Origin of the sequence: Actinokineospora auranticolor (assembly GCF_002934265.1) — a bacterium.
In the GTDB taxonomy this organism is placed as follows: Bacteria; Actinomycetota; Actinomycetes; order Mycobacteriales; family Pseudonocardiaceae; genus Actinokineospora; species Actinokineospora auranticolor.
The window spans coordinates 134,211-152,377 of the sequence record NZ_PTIX01000011.1 but is presented as its reverse complement, the minus strand read 5'-3'; the positions used below and the strand labels follow the sequence as shown (position 1 = coordinate 152,377).

Annotated in this window: 1 protein-coding gene; it reads right to left on the bottom strand. The window is 76.7% G+C overall.

Annotation, left to right across the window (positions count from 1 at the left end):
* Positions 1-27 precede the first annotated feature (27 nt).
* The gene (locus CLV40_RS20865) at positions 28-18,138 is read right to left on the bottom strand and encodes a type I polyketide synthase (RefSeq protein ID WP_104480638.1); all 18,111 of its coding nucleotides are present in this window, start codon (positions 18,136-18,138) and stop codon (positions 28-30) included.
* Between the last annotated feature and the right edge of the window lie 29 nt (positions 18,139-18,167).

Sequence of the window (18,167 nt, the reverse complement as noted above, 5' to 3'; positions counted from 1 at the left end):
TCTCGACGGGGTGGGGGCTCGGTGTACTCAGTCGGTGCCCAGCTCGCTGTCGATCAGCTGGAACAGCTCGTCGTCGGTCTCGGCGAGAGCGGGTGCCTGTTCGACCGCGGTCAGGCGGCGTAGCGCGGACCGCAGCCGAGCGGTGATCTCGGCTACCTGCGCCGATCCCGGTTCGACGACGGTGAGCACCGTCTCCAGCCGCGACAGCTCGACGAGCGGGTCGACCGCGGTCGACGCGGGCGCGCACTCGGCCACCAAGTGCTGGGCCAGCGCGCCGGGTGTGGGGTGGTCGAACACGAGCGTGGTCGCCAGCCGCAGGCCGGTGGCCGCACCCAACCGGTTGCGCAGTTCGAGCGCGGTCAGCGAATCGAACCCGTGGTCCAGCAGCCCCTTGTCCGGGCCGATCGCCACCCGGCCTGGTTCGTGCCCGAGCACCTGCGCGATGCACGAGTCGACCAGTTCCCGCGCCACCCGCTCGGCCTCCGGGCCGGACAGCCCGGCCACCCTGGAGCCCAGGTCCGCGGCGGGCGCGGCCGCGGTGGCCGGGGCCTGCCGGACCAGCCCGCGCAACACCACCGGCACCGCGGTGCCCGGTCGCCGCAGCGCCGACAGGTCGAGCCGGGCGGGGACCGCGTGCGGTCGGGGGTCGCCCAGCGCGGCGTCGAACAGCGCGAGGCCGTCCGGTACGGACAGCGGGGCCATCCCGCCGCGCCGGAGCCGGGCCAGGTCGGCCGCGCTGAGGTCCGCGCCCATGCCGTCCGCCCAGAGGCCCCAGGCCAGCGATGTCGACGGCAGTCCGCGCGCGGCCCGGTGCGCGGCGACGGCGTCCAGCGCGGCGTTGGCCGCGGCGTAGTTCGCCTGTCCCGCGTTGCCGACCACCCCCGCGATCGAGGAGAACAGCACGAACGCGGCGAGATCGAGGTCTGCGGTCGCCTCGTGCAGGTGCCACGCGGCGTCCACCTTGGGGGCCAGCACCCGCCGCAGATCGGGTTCCCGCTGGGCGTGCAGCGGCGCGTCGGCCACGACACCGGCCGCGTGCACCACCGCCCGCAGCGGTTTGTCCTCCGGTACGGCGTCGACCAGCGCGCGCACCGCGTCGCGGTCGGCCACGTCACAGGTGACCACGCGGGCGGTGGCGCCCGCCGCCGCCAGCTCGGCGACCAGTTCGGCCACTCCGGCCGCCCGGGGTCCGCGACGGCCCGCCAGCAGCAGGTCGCGGACCCCGTGCCGGGCGACCAGGTGCCGGGCCAGCGGCGCGGCGAGCCCTCCGGTGCCGCCGGTGATCAGCACTGTCCCGCCCGAGAGGTCGGCGGTCGCGGTCGCGTCGTCCGACCGGGCGAGCCGTGGGACCCGCGGGCTGCCGCCGCGCAGCGCCAGCTGGTCCTCGCCCGCGGCGAGCAGCGCCGCGATCCCGGGCCGGTCCGCGTCGGTCAGTTCGGTGCCCGGCTCTATGTCGAGCAGGGCGAAGCGCCCAGGGTGCTCGGTCTGGGCCGTGCGCACCATGCCCCACAGCGCCGCGCCCGCGATGTCCGGATCCTCGGTGTCGACGGCGCCCCCGGTGATGACGAGCAGGGTGTCGGTCGAGTCGCTCGCCGCGTGCGCCCGCAGTTCGGGCAGCAACCACTCGGTCACCCGTCGGACCCGCTCGGGCACGTCGCCCACCGCGGGCGGCGCGTGCAGTGACCGCGCGGTCGTGGCCTCGACCGCTGCCGGGGGGACGTCGACGGGGACCCAGTCCAGGCGTAGCCGGGGCGGGGTGCGACCGGCTGTCGGGTCGGCTGCGCGGAGGGCAACCGAGTCGACCTCCACCAGCACGGCCCCGGCCTCGTCGACCGCGGTCAGCCGCAGCGCGTCACCGCCGAGGTCCACCAGCGACACCCGCAGCCGCCGGGCGGTGCCCGAGATCCGGGCGCCGGACCAGGAGAAGGGCAGTCGCGTCCGGGACGCCCGGGCACCGAGCAGCGCGGGCACGTGCAGCGCCGCGTCCAGCACCGCGGGGTGCGGCCCGGCCCACCCCCGGGACTCGGTGGCGGTGGCGGGGAGTTCCACCTCCGCGAACAGGTCGCCGTCGCGCTCCCACGCCGCGGTCAGACCGCGGAAGGCGGGGCCGTAGCCGAGGCCCGCGTCGGCGAGCAGGTCATAGGCGCCGGTGAGGTCGATCGGCCGTGCGGCCGACGGCGGCCACACCGGGGCCGGGTGCGCCGTCGTGGCGCGGGCGGTGAGCGTGCCGGTCGCGCACCGGCTCCACGGCTCGGTCTCGTCGGCCTCGGCGCGGGCGTGCACCGCGAACGCCCGGTCGCCGAGCGCGTCCGGTTCCTCGACGACCACCCGCAGCCGCGTCGCGCCCACCACGGCCAGCGGCAGCGGCAGCGCCAAGTCCTCGACGCGCCCGATCCCCAACCGCCTGCCGACCCAGGCGGCGAGGTCCAGCAGCGCGGTCGCGGGTAGCACCGGGGTGTCGCCGAGGCGGTGGTCGCCCAGCCACGCGGGGGAGTCCGGTGTCACCCGGCCGCTGAACACCGCTCGCCCGTCCGGGAGGTCCACGACGCTGTCCAGCAGCGGGTGCGCGGCCCGGCCGAGCCCGGTGGACGAGCGGTTGGCCTCGGCAGGCCGGTCCAGCCAGAAACGCGTGGACTGGAAGGCGTAGGTGGGCAGGTCGCGCTCCAGCGGACCATCGGTCGGAGCCCACCGCACCGCGGCGCCCCGGGTGTAGGCGGTGCCCAGCGCCTCGGCCACGGTCTCCTGCTCCGGCCGGTCGGCGCGCAGCAGCGGCACCACTAGCGGCTCCGGACCGAGGGTTTCCCGGGTGGGCGCGGTGAGCGTGCCCGCGGGCCCGACTTCCAGGAACGTCGTGGCGCCCCGCTCGGCCAGCGCGCGCAGCCCGTCTGCGAAGCGGACGGCCGCCCGCGCGTGCCGCACCCAGTACTCCGGGTCGGTCAACTCGGCCTCGGTGGCGAGCGCGCCGGTCACCTCCGAGACCACCGGCAGCGACGGCGCCGCGAACGACAACCCGGCCAGCACCTCGCGGAACGGTCCGAGCATCGGTTCGACCATGGGGGAGTGGAACGCGTGGCTCACCGCCAGCCGCTTGGTCCGCCCGCCGCGTTCGGCGACCGCGGCGGCCACCGCGGTGACCGCGGCCTCGGTCCCGGACAGCACGCATGAGCCGGGGGCGTTGACCGCCGCCACGGACACCTCGTCCGCCCGGTCGCCGATCAGCTCGACCAGGTCCGCCTCGCTCGCGCGCACCGCGACCATCGCCCCGCCCGGCGGGAGCGCCTGCATGAGCGCGCCGCGGGCGGCGACCAGCGTCGCCGCGTCGGCGAGGTCGAACACGCCCGCGGCGTGCGCGGCGGCGATGCCGCCGATCGAGTGGCCCAGCACCACGTCCGGTACGAGGCCGCGGGCGGTGATCAGTCGCAGCAAGGCGGTCTCCACCGCGAACAGCGCGGGCTGGGCGTTCTCGGTGCGGTCGAGCGCGGCTTGGTCCGCACCGGTCAGCAACAGGTCGCGCAGCGAGCGGTCCAGGTGCGGGTCGAACGCCGCGCACACCTCGTCCAGGGCGGCGGCGAACACCGGGTCGCCCGCGTGCAGTTCGCGCGCCATCCCGACCCGCTGCCCGCCCTGGCCGCCGAACAGCAGCGCCAGGCGGCCGGGGGAGACCTCGCCGACGGCGGTGCCGGGTGCGGGGGTGCCCGCCGCGAGCGCGGCGAGCCGGGGGAGCGCGTCGTCGAGGGCGCGGACCGGCAGCACGGCCCGGTGCGCCAGCGCCGAGCGGGCCGCGAGGGCGCGCGCCACATCGGCCGGTCGGACGCCCGGCCGGTCGAGCAGGTGGGCCCGCAGCCGGGCGGCCTGGGCGCGCAGGGCGGCGGGGGAGTGTGCCGACAGCGGCCACGCGACCGCGGTGTCGGCTCCGCCGTCGTCCGCCCCGGTCCTTTCCGGCTCCGCCTGTTCGAGGATGACGTGCGCGTTGGTGCCGCTGATCCCGAACGAGGACACCGCCGCCCGTCGCGGCCCGGCCGCCGTCCACGGCCGCGCTCGGGACAGCAGCGCCACCGAACCCGAGGACCAGTCGACCTCGGGTGTCGGGTCGTCGGCGTGCAACGTCCTGGGCAGCACGCCGTGCCGCATGGCCTGCACGAGCTTGATCACGCCGCCGACCCCGGCGGCGGCCTGGGTGTGCCCGATGTTGGACTTGAGCGAGCCCAGCCACACCGGCCGGTCCCGGTCCTGCCCGTAGGTCTCCAGCAGTGCCCTGGCCTCGATGGGGTCGCCCAGTGCGGTGCCCGTGCCGTGCGCCTCCACGACGTCCACATCGGACGGTCGGAGCCCGGCGTCGGCGAGCGCGGCGCGGATCGCCCGCCGTTGCGCGGGCCCGTGCGGGGCGGTGAGCCCGTTGGACGCGCCGTCCGAGGTGATCGCCGAGCCGCGCACCACGGCCAGCACGCGGTGGCCGTCGCGGCGGGCGGCGGAGAGCCGCTGCAACACGACCAGTCCGGCGCCCTCGCCCCAGCCGGTGCCGTCGGCGCCCGCGCCGAAGGCCTTGCAGCGGCCGTCGCGGGCCAGCCCGCGCTGGCGGGAGAACTCGACGAAGGTGGCCGGGGTCGCCATCACCGTGACTCCGCCCGCCAGCGCCAGGTCGCACTCTCCGCGGCGGAGCGCGTTCGCCGCCAGGTGGAGGGCGACCAGTGACGACGAACACGCGGTGTCCACGGTCATCGCCGGGCCTTCGAGTCCGAACGTGTAGGCGACCCGACCCGACAGCACGCTGCCCGCGCTGCCGGTGACGAGGTAGCCCTCATAGCCCTCCGGCGCGGTCGGGGCCTGGTGCAAGCGGGCGCCGTAGTCGTCGTACATGGACCCGGCGAACACCCCGGTCGCGCTGCCGCGCAGCGTTCCCGGGTCGATGCCCGCGTGTTCGAAGGCTTCCCAGGCGGTTTCCAGCAGCAGTCGCTGCTGGGGGTCGGTCGCCATCGCCTCGCGCGGGCTCATCCGGAAGAACTCGGCGTCGAACAGGTCGGCGTCGTGCAGGAATCCGCCCCGGGTCACGTAGACGGTGCCGGGGTGGTCCGGGTCCGGGTGGTAGAGGGCGTCGAGGTCCCAGCCCCGGTTGGTGGGGAAGTCGGTGATGGCGTCGGTTTCGTTGGCGACGAGTTGCCAGAGGTCTTCCGGTGAGCGGACTCCGCCGGGGTAGCGGCAGGCCATGCCGACGATGACCACAGGGTCGTCCTCGGTCTCGCTCGGCAGGCGCACCGGGACGCTCCGGTCCGGCGCGCTCGCGCCCACCAGCCGGTCGACCAGCGCGCCTGCCAACGCCTTCGGCGTGGGGTGGTCGAACACCGCGGTGGTCGCGATGGGCAAACCGGTCGCCGCCCGCAGCCGGTTGCGCAGCTCAACTGCGGTGAGCGAGTCGAAGCCCAGCTCGTTGAACGGCCGATCACCCGCCACGTCGCCGTCGTGGCCCAGCACGGCGGCCACCGCGTCACCGACCAGCGCGGTCACCGCGCGCTCCAGCTCCGCGCCGGACAACTCGGCCAAGGCGGGCGGGGTGGGCGCCGGGATTGAGGTCGCGCGCCCCCCGGGGCGCTCGCGGAGCAGTTCGCGCAGCACCGGCGGCGCGGTCTCCCGGTCCACCTCGGCGAGCGCCAGCCGCGCGGGGATGACCACCGCTTCGGTGCCCGCCAGCGCGGCGTCGAACAGCGCGAGCCCGTCCGCAGGGGGCAGCGGGGCCACACCGAGCCGGGCCAGCCGGGCGCGGTCGGCGTCGGCGAGCGCGCCTGCCATACCCGGCCCCGCCCACAGCCCCCAGGCCAGCGAGGTGGTGCGCGGTCCCGCCTGGCCGCCGTGCTGGGCCAGGGCATCGAGGAAGGCGTTGGCCGCCGCGTAGTTGCCCTGGCCAGGTGTGCCGAGCACACCGGTCACCGAGGAGAACAGCACCAGCCGCGTCGCCGGCGTCAGCAAATCGCGCAGGACCAGTGCGGCGTCGACCTTGGGGCGCAGGACGGCGTCGAGCCGGTCCGGGGTGAGCCCCGTGATGGTGGCGTCGTCGAGCACGCCTGCCGCGTGGACCACCAGTGCCGGGGCGCGGCCCAACCCGGCGAGCAGCGCGGCCACGGCGTCACGGTCCGCGGTGTCGCACGCGGCGACGGTGACCTCCGCGCCCGCCCGCGCCAGGTCCGCGGCCAGTTCCACCGCGCCGGGAGCCGCTCGGCCGCGCCTGCTGACCAGCACCACCCGACGCGCGCCGTGCGCACCGACCAGATGGCGGGCGATCAGCGCGCCCAGCGCGCCGGTCGCGCCGGTCACCAGTACCGGGTCATCCGCGCCGAGCGTGCTGGCACCGGCTCCCGTGACCGGGAGCGGCCCACCGGGTTGCGCGGTGGTGCGCGCGCGGACCAGCCGTGGGACGAATACCCGGCCGTCGCGGATCGCGGCCTGGGGCTCGCCCACCGCCAGGGCGGGCGCCGGGTCGTCCGCGCCGCCGGGCAGGTCGACCAGGGTGATCCGGCCGGGCGCCTCCTGCTGGGCGGTGCGCAGCAGACCCCACGCAGCGGCGGCCGCCGGGTCCCGGACCGGGGTGGTGCCCGCGGCGACCGCGCCGGAAGTCACCACCACCACGTGGGTGTCCTCTTCGGCGAGGACGCGCTGGGCGACGGCGAGCGCTTGGTGTGCCGCCTCGCGCGCCGACCCGGGCGTCAGGCGCACGACCTCGACCGGCGTCGGCGCCGCGGTACCCGGCGCGTCGACGGGCACCCAGTCCAGCCGGTACACCGGAACCGGGGCGGCCGCGGCCGGTCGCAGCGCCACCTCGCGCGCGGTGAACACCGGGGTGCCCGCGCCGTCCGTCACGGTGATCGAGGAGATATCGGGTCCGGTCCGGGACAGGTGGACCCGCAGCGCGTCCGCCCCGCTCCGGTGCAGGCGGACCCCGCTCCAGGCGAAGGGCACCAGCGGGTCGTTCCCCGGATCACTCGCCACGACCAACGGGTGCAGTGCGGCGTCGAGCAGCGCCGGGTGGATCGCGAAACCGTTCGGGGCGACCGGACCGACCTCGGCGAACAGTTCGTCACCGCGCCGCCACATGGCGGAGAGCCCGCGCAGCGCCGGACCATAGCCGTGGCCGCGGTCGGCCAACGCCTCGTAGGCCCCGGCCAGGTCGACCGGTTCGGCACCGGGCGGCGGCCACACCGGCAGCCGCTCGCCCGCGCCGTCGCCCGCGACGAGCGATCCGGTCGCGTGCCGCGTCCACCCGCCTTCGGCACCCGCCGCGTGTACCTCGAACTCCCGTGCGCCCGTTCCCGGGCGCACCCCTACCTGCAACCGGACCGCGCCGACGAGTTCGAGCGGGGACTCCAGCACCAACTCGTCGATCTGGTCCAAGCCGACCACCGCCCCCGCCCGCAGCACCGCCTCCACGAGCGCGGTGCCGGGGAGCAGGGTGCGCCCCCCGATGACGTGGTCCGCGACCCAGGCGTGCTCCGTCCCGCCGATCCGGCCGGTCAGCACGAGCGCGCCGTCCGGGCGCTCGACGACCGCGCCCAGCAGCGGGTGGCCGGTACCGGTCAGACCGAGCCCCGCGGCGTCGTGGGCGCCCGGGTCGGCCCGCAGCCAGTGGCGCTCGGACCGGAACGGGTAGGTGGGCAGCGGCCGCAGGCGCGCCCCGGCGTGCGCGCCGGACCAGTCCGGCGCCGCGCCGTGCAGGTGCAGCCGGGTCAGCGCGGTGACCACGGACAGCGGTTCCGGGCGCGACCGGTGCAGCAGCGGCACGGCCAGACCGGCCGCTCCCGCGGCGATGCCGTGCTCCTCGGCGAGCGCGGCCAGCGTCCCGCCGGGACCCGCCTCGACGTAGCGGGTGACGCCCAGCTCGGCCAGGGTGCGCAGGCCGTCGTGGAAGCGCACGGTCGAGCGCACGTGCCGGGCCCAGTAACCCGGCGAGCGCAGGTCGGCCGCGGTGGCCAGGCCGCCCGTCACGTTGGACACGACCGGGGTGGTCGGCGCGTGCGCCGTCAGCCCGGCCACGACCGACTCGAACTCCGCCAGCACCGGCCGCATGTGGGCGGAGTGGAACGCGTGGCTGACCCGCAGCCGGGTCGTCCGCCTGCCGAGGCCCGCCCAGTGCGCGGCGACGGCCGCCACCGCGTCCGCGTCGCCGGAGACGACCGTGGCGCGTGGCCCGTTGACCGCGGCGATGTCGACCGCGTCACCGTGGGGCAGCGCCGCGAGCACCTCGTCCTCCGCGGCCTCCACCGCCACCATCGCGCCGTCGTCGCGGGCCGACTGCATCAACCGGCCCCTGGCCGCGACCAGCGCGCAGGCGTCGGCCAGGTCGAACACCCCGGCCGCGTGCGCGGCGGTGACCTCGCCGATCGAGTGCCCGAGCAGGTAGTCCGGCCGCACCCCGCGTTCCGCCAGCACCCGGTGCAGCGCGGTCTCCACGGCGAACAGCGCGACCTGGGCGAACGCGGTCTGGTCGAGCAGGGCGGCGTCCGCGGAGTCGGGCTCGGCGAACAGCACCGCGGTCAGCGGGCGCTCGAGCAGGCCGTCGACGTGTGCACCGATCTCGTCCACTGCGGACCGGAAGACCTCGTCGGTGGCGTGCAGCTCGCGGCCCATGCCCAGTCGCTGGCCGCCCTGGCCGGTGAACAGCAGGGCCAGCTTGCCCGGCTCGCCGACGCCGCGCAGCACCGCGGGGTCCTGGCCTCCGGCGCCGAGCGCGTCCAGGCCCGCCAGCAGCCGTTCGGTCGTCGTGCCGACGACCGCGCCGCGGGTCGGCAGCAGTGCCCGACCCGCCACCAGCGAGTGGGCGACGTCCACCGGGTCGAGCGGGTGCGCGGTGAGGTGCTCGCGCAGCCGGGTCGCCCTGGCGCGCAGCGCCGTCTCGTCGCGGGCGGAGAGCACCCAACTCAGCGCGGCGGGTGGTGGGGTGGGGTCCGGCGAGGGCTCCGGTTCCGGCGCCTCCTCGATGATCACGTGCGCGTTGGTGCCGCTGATGCCGAAGGAGGAGACCCCGGCCCGGCGCGCGCGCTCGCCCGCGGGCCACGGGTGCGCCTCGGTCAGCAGCGACACCGCGCCCGCGGTCCACTCCACGTGCCGCGACGGCTGGTCGACGTGCAGGGTGCGCGGCAGTTCGCCGTGCCGCATGGCCTGCACCACCTTGATGATCCCGCCGACCCCGGCGGCGGCTTGGGCGTGCCCGATGTTGGACTTGAGCGAGCCCAGCCACAGCGGCCGCTCCCGATCGCGGCCGTAGGTCCCCAGCAGCGCCCGCGCCTCGATCGGGTCGCCGAGCCGGGTGCCCGTGCCGTGCGCCTCCACCGCATCCACATCGGACGGTTCTAGGTTCGCGTCGGCCAGCGCACCGAGGATCACCCGTTCCTGGGCGGGTCCGCTGGGCGCGGTGAGCCCGTTGGACGCGCCGTCGGAGTTGACCGCCGAGCCCCGCACGACGGCGAACACCTGGTGCCCCAGGCGCCGGGCGTCGGAGAGCCGTTCCAGCAGCAGTAGTCCGACACCCTCGCTCCACCCCGTGCCGTCGGCGGCGTCGGCGAAGGACTTGCACCGCCCGTCCGCCGACAGCCCGCGCTGGCGGGAGAACTCGATGAACGTCGACGGGCCCGCCATGACCGTCGCACCCCCGACGAGCACCAGGTCAGATTCGCCGGAACGCAGCGCCCGCGCGCCGAGGTGCAGCGCCACCAATGACGACGAGCAGGCGGTGTCCACGGTGACCGCGGGACCCTCGAAGCCGTAGTTGTAGGCGATCCGCCCGGAGATGACGCTGGAGGTGTTGCCCGCCAACAGGAAACCCTCGTAGTCGCGCGGCGCCTTCGGCAGCCGGGAGGCGTAATCGTCGTACATCGCGCCGACGAACACGCCCGTGTTGCCGCCGCGCAGCGTTCCCGGGTCGATGCCCGCGTGTTCGAAGGCTTCCCAGGCGGTTTCCAGCAGCAGTCGCTGCTGGGGGTCGGTCGCGGTCGCTTCGCGCGGCGACATCTCGAAGAAGCTCGCGTCGAACAGGTCCGCGTCGTGCAGGAACCCGCCGGAACGGGTGTAGGAGGTGCCCATGTGCTCGGCATCCGGGTGGTAGAGGGCGTCGAGGTCCCAGCCCCGGTTGCCGGGGAAGTCGGTGATGGCGTCGGTGCCGTTGGCCACGAGTTGCCAGAGGTCTTCCGGTGAGCGGACTCCGCCGGGGTAGCGGCAGGCCATGCCGACGATGACGACCGGGTCGTCCTCAACCCGTGCGACCCGCGCGACCCGGGGGCGCACCTGCTCGCCGAGCCCCGCGAGCAGGTGCGCGGCGACCGCGGCGGGGGTCGGGTGGTCGAACACCAGGGTGGGCGCGGGCGCCGTGCCGGTGGCCGCCGCCAGCCGGTTGCGCAGCTCCAACCCCGCCAGCGAGTCGAAGCCGAGCGCCTTGAACGCGCGACTCGGGTCGACGGCCGCGCTCGTGTCGTGGCCCAACACCTCGGCGGTCAGCCCGACGACGAGGTCCAGCGCGACGCCGAGCCGCTCGTCCGGTGGCAGCGCGGCCAGTCCGCCGACCCAGTCGACCGGGCCGCGGACCGCGGCCGCGCGCCGGGTCGGCCGCACCAACCCCCGCCACAGCGCGGGTGGGTCGGCGGCGTCGACGCGGGCCGGGACCAACTCGGCGGGCACCACCAGAGCGCGGTCGGCGACCAGTGCCCGGTCGAATAGGTCGAGGCCTTGTCCCGGGCTCAGCGGCGGCACACCCGCGCGGGTCCACCGGGCGAGGTCGGCGGCGCCTAGTCCCGCGCCCATCCCACCTGCCGAGCCGTCCCACAGGCCCCAGGCCAACGAGGTCGCGGGCAGGCCCGCCGCGCGGCGGTGCGCGGCGAGCGCGTCGAGGTAGGTGTTGGCGGCGGCGTAGGCGGCTTGCCCCGCGGTGCCCAGCAGTCCCGAGATCGAGGAGAACAGGACGAACGCGTCCAGCTCATCGGTCAGCTCGTGCAGCACCCGCGCCGCGTCCACCTTGGGCCGAGCGGCGGCGGCCAGCTGCTCGTCGGTGAGCGCGTCGACGGTGGCGTCGGCCAGCACCCCCGCCGTGTGCACGACGGCGGTTACCGGGTGCTCGGCCAGCAGCGCGGCCATCGCCGCGCGGTCGGCGGCGTCCACCGCCCGCACGACGACGTGGGCACCGAGCGCCTCGAGGTCGGCGACGAGCGCGTCCACGCCGGGGGTGCCGGGGCCCCGGCGGCTGGTCAGCAGCAGCCGCCGCACACCGTGCGCGCTCGCCAGGTGCCGGGCCAGCAGCCCACCCAGACCCGCGGTCCCGCCGGTCACCAACACCGTGCCCTCCGGCCGGAACACCTGGCGCGCGGTCGGCTCCGGCAGCCGGGCGAACCGCGGCGCGCGCACCGTGCCCTCCCGCACGGCGACCTGGGGTTCGCCGGTGGCCAGCACCGCGGCGAGCACGTCGTCGGTGAGTTCGTCATCGGTGTCGACCAGCACCACCCGCCCCGGGTACTCGGACTGGACCACGCGCAGCAGGCCCCAGGCGGGCGCGTGGTCGAGGTCGGGTACGTCCTCGTCCGGGAGCACCGCCACCGCGCCCCGGGTCGCGCAGACGATCGTCGCCTGGCCCGCGAGTTCCGCGCGGACAGCGGCGAGCAGCGCGGTGGTCGCGTTGTGCGCGTCGCCCGGCTGGGCGGGCAGGACAACGACGTCCTGGTCCGGGGTGGTGGCCTCCGGGGTTGGCAGCGGCACCCAGTCGACGCCGTGCGGACCGCCGGTCGCGGCCGAGCGCGGCAGGGCGGCGCGATCCACCGGGCGCAGCGCCAGTTCGGCCGTGCCCACGGGTGCTCCCGCCCCGTCGGCCAGTGCCAGCCGCCAGCGGTCGTCCCCCAGCGGCGTGATCAGCGCGCGCAGCCGCGTGGCCCGCGTTGCCCACAGCGCGGCCCGTGCCCAACCGAACGGCAGTCGGATGCGCTCGGCGTCGACCGGGCTGGCGACCACGGGGTGCAGTACGGCGTCGAGCAGCGCGGGGTGCAGTTCGAACCCGTCAGCCGTGGTCCCGTCGGGCAGAGCGACCTCCACGGCAAAGCCGTCGCCGACCCGCCACGCGCGTTCGGCGGCGCGGAACACCGGGCCGTACTCGTAACCGGAGTCGGCCAGCGCGGCGTAGTCGACCGCCACCTCCCGCGCGCCGCGCGGCGGCCACAGCGGCAGACCGGGGCCCGGTGCGGGCTCGGCGGTCAGCGAACCGGACGCGTGCCTGGTCCAGCCCGACCCGCTGTCGGCGTGCACGGTGAAGGGGCGCGCACCGGAGGCGTCCGGTCCGGCCACCACGACCTGCACCCGGGTGTCCGCCTCGATCAACACCAGGGGTGCCTCCAGCACCGCCTCGGCCACCGCGGGGGTCCCGCACCGCCTGCCCGCGGCCAACGCCAGGTCCAGCACGGCGGTCGCGGGCAGCAGGACACCGCCCGCGATGCGGTGGTCGGCCAGCCACGGCTGCGCGCGGGTCGACAGCGTGCCGCTGTACACCGCCTCGTCCCGCCCCGCCACGTCCGTGCCGCTGGTCAGCAGCGGGTGCGCGGTGTCCGAAGCGGGACCGGTGGCGCGCGCGGGCGCGAGCCAGAAGCGCGGTCCGCGGAAAGCGCGGGCGGGCAGGCCGGCGGCGTCGGCGTTGCCGGTGAAGGAGGGGACGGCCAGCGGGGCACCTGCGGCGTGTGCGGCGGCCAGACCCGAGACGAAGGTCGCCACCTCGTCGCGCCCGGCCCGAGACAGGGCAACCGCGGTCACCCGGGGGTCGAGCACCCGGCCCGCCATCGGCGTGAGCGCGGCGTCCGGCCCGACCTCCGCGACCACGCCGACGCCGTGCTCGGCCAGCGCGGCCACCGCGTCGGCGAACCGCACCGTCGCGCGCACCTGTCCAACCCAGTACTCGGGTGTGTCGACGGGCGCGTCCAGGCCACCGGTCACGGTGGACACCAGCGGGATCGTCGGCGCCGCGAAGGACACCTCGGCGGCGACGGCGCCGAACTCGGCCAGCACCGGGTCCATGTGGGGGGAGTGGAAGGCGTGGCTGACGCGCAACCGGGTGGTCCGGTGGCCGTCGGCGCGGAACCGCTCGGCGATCGCCAGTACCGCCGCTTCGGTCCCGGAGACGACGACCGCGGCCGGTCCGTTCACCGCGGCGATGTCGACCTCGCCCGGGTAGCCCGCCAGTGCCGCGCGCACCGGTTCCTCCGGCGCCCCGATGGCCACCATCGCCCCGCCCGCCCGCGCGGCGCCCATCGCCCGACCCCGGGCCACCACCAGGCGGGCCGCGTCCGGCAGCGACAGCACCCCGGCGGCGTGCGCCGCGGCCAGTTCGCCGACGGAGTGCCCGATCACCACGTCCGGTCGGGTGCCGTGGTGCGCCAGCAGCCGGAACAGGGCGACCTCGAAGGCGAACAGCGCGGGCTGGGTGTACTCGGTGCGGTCCAGGGCCGCCCCGTCGTCGAGCACGCCGCGCAGCGGCTGCGGCAGGTGCGCGTCGAGCGCGGCGGCGACCTCTGCGAACACCTCGGCGAACACCGGGAACCGGGCGGCGAGCGCGGCGCCCATACCGGGCCGTTGCGCGCCTTGGCCGGTGAACAGGAACGCGGTCACCGCCCGTTCCGGTCCCGTCGCGGTCGCCCCACCCGCGGGCGGTTCGCCCGCGGCCACCGCGGTGAGTCCGGCGACCAGCGCCTCCGACGTGTCCGCCAGCAGCACCGCGCGGTGCTCGAACCGGGTCCGCGCGCCCAGGGCGGCGGCGACCCGGGCGGGAGTGGGGGCGTCGGGACCGGACACGGCGGGCAGCAGGTGCGCGGCTTGGGCGCGCAGGTCCTCGGCATCGCGGCCGGACACCACCCACGGCAGCAGGTCCACCGGGCCGGGCTCGGTCCGCTCGGGCTCGGGCGCGTGCTCGAGCACCACGTGCGCGTTGGTGCCGCTGATGCCGAACGAGGACACCGCGGCCCGGCGCGGCGCGCCGGTCACCGGCCACGGCTGCGGAGCGGTGGCGAGTTCCAGGGCGCCTGCCGACCAGTCCACGTGCGGGGTGGGCTCGTCGGCGTGCAGGGTGCGCGGCACCAGCCCGTGGCGCATTGCCTCCACCAGTTTGATCACCCCGGCCACGCCCGCGGCGGCCTGCGTGTGGCCGATGTTGGACTTCACCGAGCCCAGCAGGGCCGGACGCGCGCGCTCGCTGCCGTAGGTGGCCAGCAGCGCCTCGGCCTCGATGGGGTCGCCGAGCGCGGTGCCGGTGCCGTGCGCCTCCAGAACGTCCACATCGGACGGTGCCAGGCCCGCGTCGGCCAGCGCGGCGCGGATCACCCGCTGCTGGGCGGGTCCGCTGGGCGCGGTGAGCCCGTTGGACGCGCCGTCGGAGTTGACCGCCGAACCGCGCACCACGGCGAGCACGCGGTGGCCAAGGCGGCGCGCGTCGGACAGGCGTTCGAGCACGAGCACGCCGACGCCCTCGGCCCACCCCGTGCCGTCGGCGTCGGCGGAGAACGCCTTGCACCGGCCGTCGGCGGACAGCGCGCGTTGGCGGGCGAACTCCAGGAACATGCCGGGGGTGGCCAGTACCGCGACGCCGCCCGCCAGCGCCAGCCCGGTCTCGCCCTGGCGCAGCGAGCGCGCCGCCAGGTGCACGGCCACCAGCGACGACGAGCAGGCGGTGTCGACGGTGACCGCGGGGCCGGACAGGCCGAGGTGGTAGGCGACCCGTCCGGAGAGCACGCTGGCGGCGCCACCGGTGAGCAGGTGCCCGGCGACGTCCTCGTTGCCCTCGTGCATCCTTGGCCCGTAGTCGCTCGCCGACGCGCCGATGAACACACCGGTGTCGGTGCCGCGCAGCGCGGCCGGGTCGAGTCCGGCCCGCTCCAGGCTCTGCCACGCGGTTTCGAGGACCAAGCGCTGCTGCGGGTCCATGGCCAACGCCTCGCGCGGTGAGATGCCGAAGAATCCGGCGTCGAACCGGTCGACGCCGTCGAGGAACCCGCCAACCCGGGCGTGGTCGGGGCCGAGCGGGGTGTCCGCGGGCCAGCCCCGGTCCTCGGGGAATGGCCCGATGGCGTCCGCGCCGGCGGCGACCAACCGCCACAGGTCCGCGCTGGACCGGACGCCACCGGGGTAGTGGCAGGCCATGCCGACGATGGCGATGGGCTCGTCGGTCGTGGCGGCGGTGCGCGCCGGGGCTGCCCGCGCGTGGCCGTCGAGCAGGTCACGCACGTGCGCGGCGACCGCGGCCGGGGTCGGGTGGTCGAACAGCAGACCCGCGGCCAACCGGACGCCTGCCGCCTCCGCGATGCGGTCGCGCAGCTCGACCGAGGCCATCGAGTCGAACCCGAGGTCGCGGAAGGTGGCGTCCCGGTCGACCTCGCCGGGGTCGCCGAGACCGGCGACCGCCGCGGTCTGGGCCAGCACCAGGTCGAGCGCGCTCCGCAGCGCGTTGGCCGGGGCGGAGCCCAGCACGGGCGCGGCGGTCCCTTCGGTCGGGGCTTCGGGGCGCGCCTCGGCTGCGCTGTCCGTCCCGGGCCCGGTGTCGGTGGTCCGCGGCGACGGAGTGGCACCGACCCAGTGGCGCCGTCGTTGGAAGGCGTACGTGGGCAGACTCACCGGTCGGCCAGGGGTGATCGCGGACCAGTCGAGTTCGACGCCACGGGTGAAGGCGGTCGCCAGGGCGCTGAGCAGCGCGTCGGGCTCAGGGCGATCCGCGCGGAGGGTGGCCAGGAACGCCGCGTCGGGGGCGGAGTCCCGGGCGAGCGGCGTGAGCACCGCGCTCGGCCCCAGTTCCACCCCCACGGTCCCCGGGCCGCACGCCGCGGCGACGGCGTCGGCGAAGCGCACGGGCGCGGTGATGTGCCGGACCCAGTAGTCGGGCGAGTCCAGCCCGCCCTCGGCGCCGGTCACCGTGGATACCACGGTCAGCCGGGGCGGGCGGAAGGTCAGGCCGTCGAGCACCCGGCGGAACCCGGCCAGCGCGGGAGCCATGAGCCGCGAGTGGAACGCGTGGCTGGTGGCCAGCCGCTTGACCCGCAGCCGCGCCGCGCGGGCCCGGTCCGCCAGCCGCTCGATCCCCTCCTCGGCGCCCGCCACGACGACGGCCGCGGGCCCGTTCACCGCCGCGATGTCCAGCTCCGACCCGTCGAGCAGGGCGCGCACGCGGTCCTCCCCCGCGCCGACGGCGAGCATCGCCCCACCCGGGGGCAACGCGCCCAGCGCCCGGCCGCGCGCGATCACCAGATCGGCCGCGTCGGCCAGGTCCAGCACCCCCGCCACGTGCGCGGCAGCGATCTCGCCGATGGAGTGGCCCACCAGCCGGGCGGGCCGAAGGCCGAGGGCGGCCACCAGCCGGAACAGGGCGACCTCCACCGCGAAGAGCGCGGGCTGGGTGTGCTCGGTGCGGTCGAGCGCGCCGTCCCCGGCGGCGAGCAGGTCCCGCAGCGGCCGGTCCAGCCGGGGATCGAGGTGGCGGGCGACCTCGTCCAGCGCGGCGGCGAACACGGGGGAGGCGGAGGCCAGCGCCAAGCCCATCCCCGGCCGCTGCGCCCCCTGCCCGGGGAAGAGCGCGACCACGTCGGTCGGGTGGGTGGACGCCCGCCCGCGCACCAGGTTCGACGAGGGTCCGTCCCCGGCCAGCGCCGCGAGCCCGGCGCGCGCCTGGGCGAGGTCGTCGGCGAGCACCGCCGCCCGGTGGGGGAAGGCGGTACGGCGGGTGGCCAGGGTGTGCGCGGCGTCGCCCAGGTCGACGGTGTCCAGCGCGCCCGCCAGGCGACCGGCCTGGGCGCGCAGCGCCGCCGCGTCCCGGCCGGACACCAGCAGCGGCACCGGACCGGCGACCGCCGGTCCGCCCACCCCGGTGGGCGCGGTGGGGGTGGGTGCTGGCGCGTCGCCCAGGACGAGGTGGCAGTTCGTGCCGCCCATGCCGAACGAGCTGACCCCGGCGAGCCGGGGCCCCGGCCACGGTCCCGGCTCGGTGACCACCCGCAGGTTGAGCCGGTCGAGTGGGATGTCCGGGTGGGGTGCGCGGAAGTTCAGGCTCGCCGGGAGCCACCCGTGGTGCAGGGCCAGCGCGGTCTTGATCAGCCCGACGACCCCGGCGGCGCCCTCGAGGTGGCCCACGTTGGTCTTGGCCGAGCCCACGGCCAGCGGCGCACGGCGCGCACCCGAGAACGCCGCGCCCAGCGCCGCCGCTTCGATCGGGTCACCCACCCTGGTCCCGGTGCCGTGCAGCTCCACATAGGACACTTCGGTCGGGCTGACACCCGCAGCGGCGTGCGCGGCCCGGATGACCCGCTCCTGCGCGTGCGCGTCCGGCACCGTCAGCCCGTCCGTGGCGCCGTCGTTGTTGACCGCGCCACCGCGGATCACGCAGTAGACCCGGTCGCCGTCGGCCAGCGCCGCCGCCAACGGCTTGAGCACGACCAGACCGCCGCCCTCGCCGCGCGCGTAGCCGTTGGCCCGTTCGTCGAAGGTGTGGCTCCGGCCGTCCGGGGAGAGCCCGCCGAACCGGGCCAGCGCCGCTGCGGTGCCCTCGCCCAGGGTGAGGTTCACCCCGCCCGCGATGGCCAGCCGCGCCTCGCCGCGGGCCAGCGCGGTGGCCGCCAGGTGCACGGCCACCAGCGCGGAGGACTGCGCGCTATCCACGGTCATGCTCGCGCCGCGCAGGCCGAGGAAGTGCGACAGCCGGTTGGCGATCATGCCCCGGCTGAGCCCCGCGGTGGTGTCCGGACCGGCGTCGGTGGCCTGGGACAGCTCCGCGTAGTCCGAGCCGATCACCCCGAGGTAGACGGCAGTGTCGGTGCCGCGCAGCGCGGGGGCGGGCAGCGCCGCGTCCTCGACGGCCTCCCACCCCAGTTCGAGCGCCAAGCGCTGCTGCGGGTCCATCGCCGCAGCCGCGCGCGGGGTGACCTGGAAGAACCCGGCGTCGAAGCGGTCCACCTGGTCGAGGAACCCACCCCGCTCCGGCCGGGGGCGCGCCGCGGCCCATCGCCCCGGCGGTGTTTCGCGCAGCGCTTCGGCACTGCGGCGCAGCAGGTCCCAGAACCGCTCGGGGTCCGCCGCCCCCGGCAGCCTGCAAGCCAGACCGATCACGGCGATCGGCGCGGTGGGGGAACCGGTTGCGGTGTCGCGGGCGTGCGCCATCTGCGCCAGAGCTCCTTGTCGTGGCGGGT

Bases quoted from the DNA above. Each gene is read 5' to 3' on its own strand.
- CLV40_RS20865 (WP_104480638.1), bottom strand. From the start codon at position 18,138: ATGGCGCACGCCCGCGACACCGCAACCGGTTCCCCCACCGCGCCGATC.